Raw genomic sequence first — 6,589 nt, forward strand, 5'->3', positions numbered from 1 at the left:
TTCTTCGACGAAGCGCTTGGCCGTGGCTAACCCGATCCCGCTGCTGCCGCCGGTGATAACAGCGACCTTACCTTCTAGCTTTTTCATGATCTTCTATCCTTCGTTGTGTGGCCCAGACGCGGGACCGCGCCGGGGTCAGAGCTGCGCTAGGCCGCCGTCGACGGCGACCTCGCTGGCGGTCATAAAGCTGCTGTCCGACGACGCGAGGAAGGCGGCTACAGCTCCGATCTCCGCCGGGTCGGCCATGCGCTGGAGTGGAGTCATCGCGCCGTAGGCCTTCTGGCCCTCCTCGCCCAGCGCTTCTTTTGCGAGTTCGGTCGCAGTCGCCCCGGGCGACAGCACGTTTACCCGGATGCCGGTGCCCTTCAGGTCCTCCGCCCAGGTCCGCGCGAGGTTGCGCACTGCCGCCTTGCTCGCGCTGTAGGCAGTGAATCCCGGGGCCCCCGTGGTGCCGGCGCTCGATCCGGTCAGGATGATCGAACCGCCCTGGCCCATCAGCGGCAACGCCTTCTGGACCGTGAAGATCGTACCCTTCACATTGGTGTCGAAGGTTTCGTCGATGTGCGCGGCGGTGATCTGGCCGAGCGGAAGTGGGCTTCCTGCCCCGGCATTGGCGAAGACGATGTCAAGGGTTCCGCGCTCGGCCTTCACCGCCGCGTAGAGTCGGTCGAGGTCGGCCTCATCTGAGACCGAGCCCTTTACCGCACGGGCATTGGGCCCGAGGTCGGCCACAGCGGCGTCGAGCGCGTCGTGCCGGCGGCCGAAGATGAAGACAAAGGCGCCCTCCTCGATGAATCGCTTTGCTGCGGCGCGGCCGATGCCGGTGGCGCCGCCCGTGATGACGGCGGTCTTACCATTCAATCTAGTCATGTCGTGCAGTCCTTGGTTCGCCGTCTCGGGTCTTAGGCTGTACGGAGAGGTCCTCCGAGAGCCTCAACATGGGTTCGCCCGAGGTAGGCGGTGAGTTGGGAAGCGCGCACATCGGTGGTGCGAAATCCATCCGGCTGGGCGATTGACGCCAGCCGCGACGTTCGGTGTCCGCCGTTCGGGATTGGGCCGCGCTTGCCGGCACGGGCTATGATGACTGCCGTGCTACCCACATACGAGATGCTGTTCGATGTGTTAGATACGGGCTTGGAAGGCGCACCTCGGCGGTGCCGGATTGCACCATGATCGACTGGGATGATGTTCGCTACTTTCTTGCCGTCGCGCGTGGAGGCTCGGTGCGGGCCGCGGCCGAGCGCCTCGGGGTGAACCATTCGACCGTGCTGCGACGCATCGCCCAGCTCGAGGAACGTCTCGGGGCGCAGATGTTCGAAAAGCTGCCTTCGGGCTACCGCCTGACGGCTGCGGGCGAGGAGGTCCTCGAACTCGCAAACCAGATGGAAGCGTCGTCGCACCAGCTCGAGACGCGCGTCTTCGGGCGCGACCAGAGCGTGCGCGGGCTTCTGCGGGTGACACTGGCTCCGACCCTCGCGACACACCTGCTTATGCCGGACTTCGCCGATTTCGCGCGGTTGCATCCGGATATCGAGATGGAAATCTTGTCGTCGGGCGAGCTGGCAAATCTGACCAACCGAGAAGCCGACGTCGCGATCCGCGTCGTCTACGACCGCAAAACCCTGCCGCTCAATCTTCACGGCCTGAAGGGAGCGGAGCTGTTCGGCAGCGTCTACATGTCCCGCGACCGACTAACCGCGTGGCGTGCGGGCGCACCGGATCCCATCCGTTGGATCGTCATAAGCATTCATGGAATTCCGGACTGGGCCAGCGAGGGTGAGGTTCGCACCACGGGGGGTCCATTCAGGACCACGGACGCCGGGGCGCAGATCGTTGCCGTACAGCAAGGGCTCGGGATCACGACACTGCCGTGCTTCGTTGGCGATGCCGACCCCCTACTGGTGAGGGTGCCGGGTGCCGACCTGCACATGTACGGAACGCTCTGGCTTCTCACACAGGGGGAGACACGCAAGACGAAGCGCGTGCGACTCTTCACGGAGTTCGTATCCCGCAGGCTCGCCGCGTACGCTCCGCTTCTCGCAGGGCTGTCCATATCGCGCGACTGAAGCGCGGCAGATCGCCGGCGACGCTTGCCGTAATCCGGTCGGAAGCCGAGCATGTCCAGGGCCGTCCATGAGCCGTTAAATGGGCGACGCGAAGCGAGCTTGACGATCTTCAGACACGGCACGATCACGGCCTCTTGACAATAAGAGCATATGCTTCTATTTGCCGGATATGAGCATATGCTCTCATATGGAAAGGACCAAGGCCGTGAGCGAAGCAGACATTCTGATCAGTGGCGCGACCGGGCGGACCGGGGGTGGAGCGATCGACGAGTTGCTCAAGATCGGCAAGCGCGTGCGGGCTTATGTCCGCACCGATGATGAGCGGGCAGCGGCCCTGAGACAGCGCGGGGTCGATGTCGCCATCGGCGATTTCACCGACATCGATGATATTCGCGCTGCCATGGATGGCACCAAAGCCGCTTATTTCCTGCATCCGATCGCGCCCGGGATCATCGGCGCTGCGGCCTACTTCGCTCAGGCAGCAAAGGAAGCCGGTGTCACCGCGATCGTCAACATGTCGCAGATCTCGGCGCGACGAGAATCAGCGAGCCATGCTGCACAGGATCACTGGGTCTCGGAGCGAGTCTTCGACTGGTCAGATGTTCCGACAACACATCTCCGCCCGACCTTCTTTGCTGACTGGCTCGTCTACCCGCATTTCGCGAAGGAGATCTGGGCAAGGAAGAAGATCGAATTTCCGTTCGCGAATGGCCGCCACGCGCCCATCGCATCCGATGACCAGGGACGGGTCATCGCCCATATCCTGGCCAATCCGGTAGGGCATGCGAGCAAGACGTACACGCTCACTGGCCCGGCCGAAATGAACCACACCGAGATCGCCGCCGCCATGAGCGATGTTCTCGGCGCAAAGATCGAATACGCACCGACCTCCATTGAAGAATTCCGGAACAAGATGGAGAATTCTTACAAATTTCCGCCGTTCCTGACCCAGCATCTTGTCGAAGTGGCCCAGAATTACCGCGACGGCATTTTCTCGGGCGCCAATGACACAGTCGAAAAGATCACTGGAACGCCGGCCCTCTCTGTCCAGCAATTCATCGCTCAGAATCGAGCCGTATTTGCCTGAGCACTGGCTCGGACAAGCAAGGGAGCTGCACAATGTCAAACGATCAAGGCCAACGCCATCCGTTCCTAGACGATCTCACTGTTGACGCGGAGCTGACCAGCTCGGTGCTGCGAGGGCCTGTCATCGGACGCGATCAGATCCGGCTCGCCGTCGACGCCGTGGGAACCTTCTACGCCTCACAGACCCCTACGTTTCTCCAGACGGTCGGTTCACGCCTTTTTCTGGAGTACGAGGCCGTTCTGGCGAACGGAGAACGCCTGAATGCCGTCGTTGTCGTCGATCACAACCCGGACGGCTCCGTGCCACGGGTGAGCGTTCGCATGAGCCCGCTCGGCTCGGTTCTCTCGCTTGCTGCGTCTCTGCGGGGGGCGCTTTCCCAGCAACTCCCCGAACGCCTTTTTCTTTGAACGACGCACGCTCGGGCTGACGACAGCAGTTGGATACCCGTAGCCAAGATTTTGGAAAGGCAACTCGTCATGGATCTCACCAACGCCACAGTCTTTATTACCGGCGCCAATCGCGGCTTGGGTTTGGCCTTCGCACGAGAGGCCCGTCGCCGCGGTGTCGCGAAGGTCTACGCTGGCATGCGCAACACAAGTGGCTTCGAAGAGCCCGGCATTGTTCCTGTCAGGATCGATGTCACGGATAAGGCCTCGATCGCCGCAGCCGCCGAATTGGCGGCGGATACGACCCTATTGATCAACAACGCGGGCATCGCTGCTCTGATCGACGGGCCCTTGGCGGCCGACGTCGAAGTGCAGTCGGCCCGCATGTTCGATACCAACTACTATGGCGTGGTGCGCGTCACACAGGCCTTTGAGCAAGTTCTGTCGGCCAAGCCGCAGGCGGCCGTCATCAACGTGCTTTCCGACATCGTTTGGCTTCCGCGGCCCTATCTGACACCCTATGCCGCGTCGAAGACGGCTGCCTGGAGCTTCACGAACCAACTTCGCTTTCACCTGCGGGAGCGTGGCATCCAGGTTCTTGGCCTGCATGTCGGGTTCGTGGATACCGACCTGACCAACGGCATCGATGTGCCTAAAGCCAGCCCCGAGGACGTGGTGCGCCAGGCCTATGACGCCCTCATTGCCGGCAAGAGCGAGATCATGGCCGACAAGGGGACGGCGGAGTTGAAGAGTACGCTTGCCGCTGAGGTGCCCGGCTACATCAGCCCGCCGGCGGGGCTTCAATAGAAATCGAAAGGGCAAGAAAGATGCAGTCGGTCAGCCAACCGCTTGGAATCGATCAATGCAACTGCTTCGCCATGAGGAAGGCGAATCGGCAGATCTCGCGCTTTTACGACGCACACCTTGAGCCTGCGGGTCTGCGCCTGACGCAGTTCCTCACCTTGGCAGCCCTGAACGAGGTGGGGCGCACCCCTGTCAACGCCCTTGCCGAGCGGCTCGACATCGAACGGACGGCGATGGGCAAGATGGTTGGCTTTCTGGAACGTGACGGCTTGGTCAGAATCCAACCCTCGCCCACCGATGGCCGAAGCCGCGTGATCGAACTCACCGAAGCGGGGCGCCGTCTTCACGACGAAGCGGCCCCACTTTGGAATGAAGCTCAACGACAGTTCGCGCAATTGAATGGTGCGGATAATGTCGCTGCGCTGCGAGGAGCCTTGAGCAGCATGGTCGTAGGCATGACAAGGGCGAGCTCATCCGATGACTGAATCTCCAGACTGAGCGCCGCGACGGAACTCAGCGCCTCTACCCTGGACCAAGCGACGTGTCGTTGCGCAATTCCGCGGCCATGAAGTCGGTGAAAACGCGTGCCGCCATACGGATAGTTCGCCCCATTAGGAAGTAGGCCTGAACCGGAAGCTCCCCCAACCGCCAGTCGTGAAGAACCCGCACGAGCTCGCGGTTCTGCAACTCCCTGCGACACGCCCATGAGGTGGTGGGCGTACCTCTCGCCCGCGGGCGCTATGGTGCCGGAGTCCGACTTTCGGTCGAAGCGCCTCCGAACCGACCCAAAACTTGATGGGACAGGGGACGAGGCAGTCGTAGCACAGCGCATTGTGGAGTAGTTGCGGGGGCTCGCAACACCTGTTTCTTGCAACTGGTTCAAGACACTATACTTCTGGTGGCAGCATAGCGGCTTCTGATCGACAGGGGACCGGTCATAACAGTCGTTCTGCGAATCCGCCCGCCGGGCTGGTGCTGCACCTCAGCACTCACCAGAAGAACATAGCCTTTCGGGTGAGAATCCGATGATCCACCTGGCGTTCTCGCGCGAAAGCATCAGATTATTTTTCCTAGTTTCGAGGATATCCCAACCTTCGACTCTCATGCCCTTCTGGACACGAAGACCTGTGAAAGTCAGCGCCTTGATCCCCCCTGGATTGGCAGCGGCAGCTGCTATGCCAAAGGCGCGTATCGGGGCCTTAGCGGCCTGAGACAACAAACGATGACCATGGTGATCACACCATTGTATGGTGTACTCACGGCCGCCTCCGTGTTTTTGTCCTTCCGCCAAGTCGGCCGGCCGGCTCAGTCAAAGACTTGTAATCACCGAGGCTTCACATGCGGTCCGACATCGTTCCAGGGTCGGCTTTCCCAGACTACGAGCTCTCAGATCACACGGGCACACGGCGAACACTTTCCGGGCTGCAGGGAGAGGACCCGATGGTCCTCGTACTCGGCAGGGGCGGCTACTGTCCCAAGGACCGCCGGCAGGCCGAAGGGCTTGTCCAACTCCACCGCGAAATGGAAGTGGGCTATTGCCGGCTCGTCACCATCACCACGGACAATATCCTGGAAACCAACGAGTATCGTACGGGCGTCGGCGCCCACTGGCCTTTTCTTTCGGACCCGCGGCGGATCGTCCAGAAGGACCTCGATATCGCCGAGTACACGGATCCCACCCACAACCCCATGATCCCTCACGTCATCGTGCTGGAGCCTGGCCTCATCATCCACAAGGTCTACAATGGGTACTGGTTTTTCGGCCGACCCACGATGGAAGAACTTCGGCAGGACATGCGGGCGGTGAGCATGAAATGCCGGACGGACTGGGACATCACGACGCCGGAACTCAGGGCAGCATGGCAAGCGGGTCGAAAGGAGCCTTTCTATCCCTACGGAAAAACGCGCGCTCAGACGCTCCGCGAGCCGGAGTGAATTCGGGGGCTGCCCGGCCGTGTTTGTCATGGAAGGCCATAACGACCGCTGGCGTGTTCTTCCTTGAGGCCGCCACGGAGCTCACACGAGGACCCCATGGACCCTGCAACCACAACTGCGTTCCCCCGCCGCGAGCCAGAACTGGTGAGCCAGACGGTCGTAATTATCGGCGGCAGCGCCGGCATTGGACTGGAGACCGCACGGCGAGCTCGCGCCGAGGGGGCCAAGGTCATTCTCACCGGGCGCAATCCTGGACGCCTCGATCAAGCGGCACGCGAACTCGGCGCTGAGCGCATCGCCGCTTTTGATGC

Annotated in this window: 8 protein-coding genes and 1 pseudogene; 7 read left to right on the forward strand and 2 right to left on the reverse strand. The window is 61.7% G+C overall.

Going from position 1 to position 6,589, the window contains the following annotated elements:
• Positions 1-87, reverse strand: a pseudogene (locus QQL24_RS20285) (oxidoreductase); the annotation flags it as partial.
• 48 nt (positions 88-135) lie between these two features.
• Positions 136-870 carry an SDR family NAD(P)-dependent oxidoreductase gene (locus QQL24_RS20290; RefSeq protein ID WP_284314120.1) on the reverse strand — a complete coding sequence of 245 codons (735 nt, stop codon included), beginning with the start codon at positions 868-870 and terminating at the stop codon, positions 136-138.
• A 299-nt stretch (positions 871-1,169) separates the two neighbouring features.
• Here QQL24_RS20290 and QQL24_RS20295 point away from each other — a divergent pair, with 299 nt between their 5' ends.
• The 7 genes from QQL24_RS20295 to QQL24_RS20325 form a co-directional block, all read left to right on the forward strand.
• Complete coding sequence (locus tag QQL24_RS20295) at positions 1,170-2,066, forward strand: LysR family transcriptional regulator (protein WP_284314121.1); 897 nt, start codon at positions 1,170-1,172, stop codon at positions 2,064-2,066.
• A gap of 205 nt (positions 2,067-2,271) precedes the next feature.
• Complete coding sequence (locus QQL24_RS20300; protein ID WP_284314122.1) at positions 2,272-3,153, forward strand: NmrA family NAD(P)-binding protein; 882 nt, start codon at positions 2,272-2,274, stop codon at positions 3,151-3,153.
• Between the two features lie 32 nt (positions 3,154-3,185).
• On the forward strand, positions 3,186-3,560 hold the full coding sequence (locus QQL24_RS20305; protein WP_284314123.1) for a hypothetical protein: 375 nt from the start codon (positions 3,186-3,188) through the stop codon (positions 3,558-3,560).
• A gap of 69 nt (positions 3,561-3,629) precedes the next feature.
• The gene (locus QQL24_RS20310) at positions 3,630-4,346 is read left to right on the forward strand and encodes an SDR family oxidoreductase (protein ID WP_284314124.1); all 717 of its coding nucleotides are present in this window, start codon (positions 3,630-3,632) and stop codon (positions 4,344-4,346) included.
• A gap of 20 nt (positions 4,347-4,366) precedes the next feature.
• The gene (locus QQL24_RS20315; RefSeq protein WP_284314125.1) at positions 4,367-4,828 is read left to right on the forward strand and encodes a MarR family winged helix-turn-helix transcriptional regulator; all 462 of its coding nucleotides are present in this window, start codon (positions 4,367-4,369) and stop codon (positions 4,826-4,828) included.
• Between the two features lie 853 nt (positions 4,829-5,681).
• Positions 5,682-6,278, forward strand: coding sequence for a redoxin domain-containing protein (locus QQL24_RS20320; RefSeq protein WP_284314126.1), 597 nt, complete (start codon positions 5,682-5,684; stop codon positions 6,276-6,278).
• A gap of 96 nt (positions 6,279-6,374) precedes the next feature.
• Positions 6,375-6,589, forward strand: a 215-nt coding sequence (locus QQL24_RS20325) for an SDR family NAD(P)-dependent oxidoreductase (RefSeq protein WP_284314127.1), incomplete at its 3' end; no start/stop codon positions are given.

Origin of the sequence: Labrys miyagiensis, assembly GCF_030160835.1 — a bacterium.
In the GTDB taxonomy this organism is placed as follows: domain Bacteria; phylum Pseudomonadota; class Alphaproteobacteria; order Rhizobiales; family Labraceae; genus Labrys; species Labrys miyagiensis.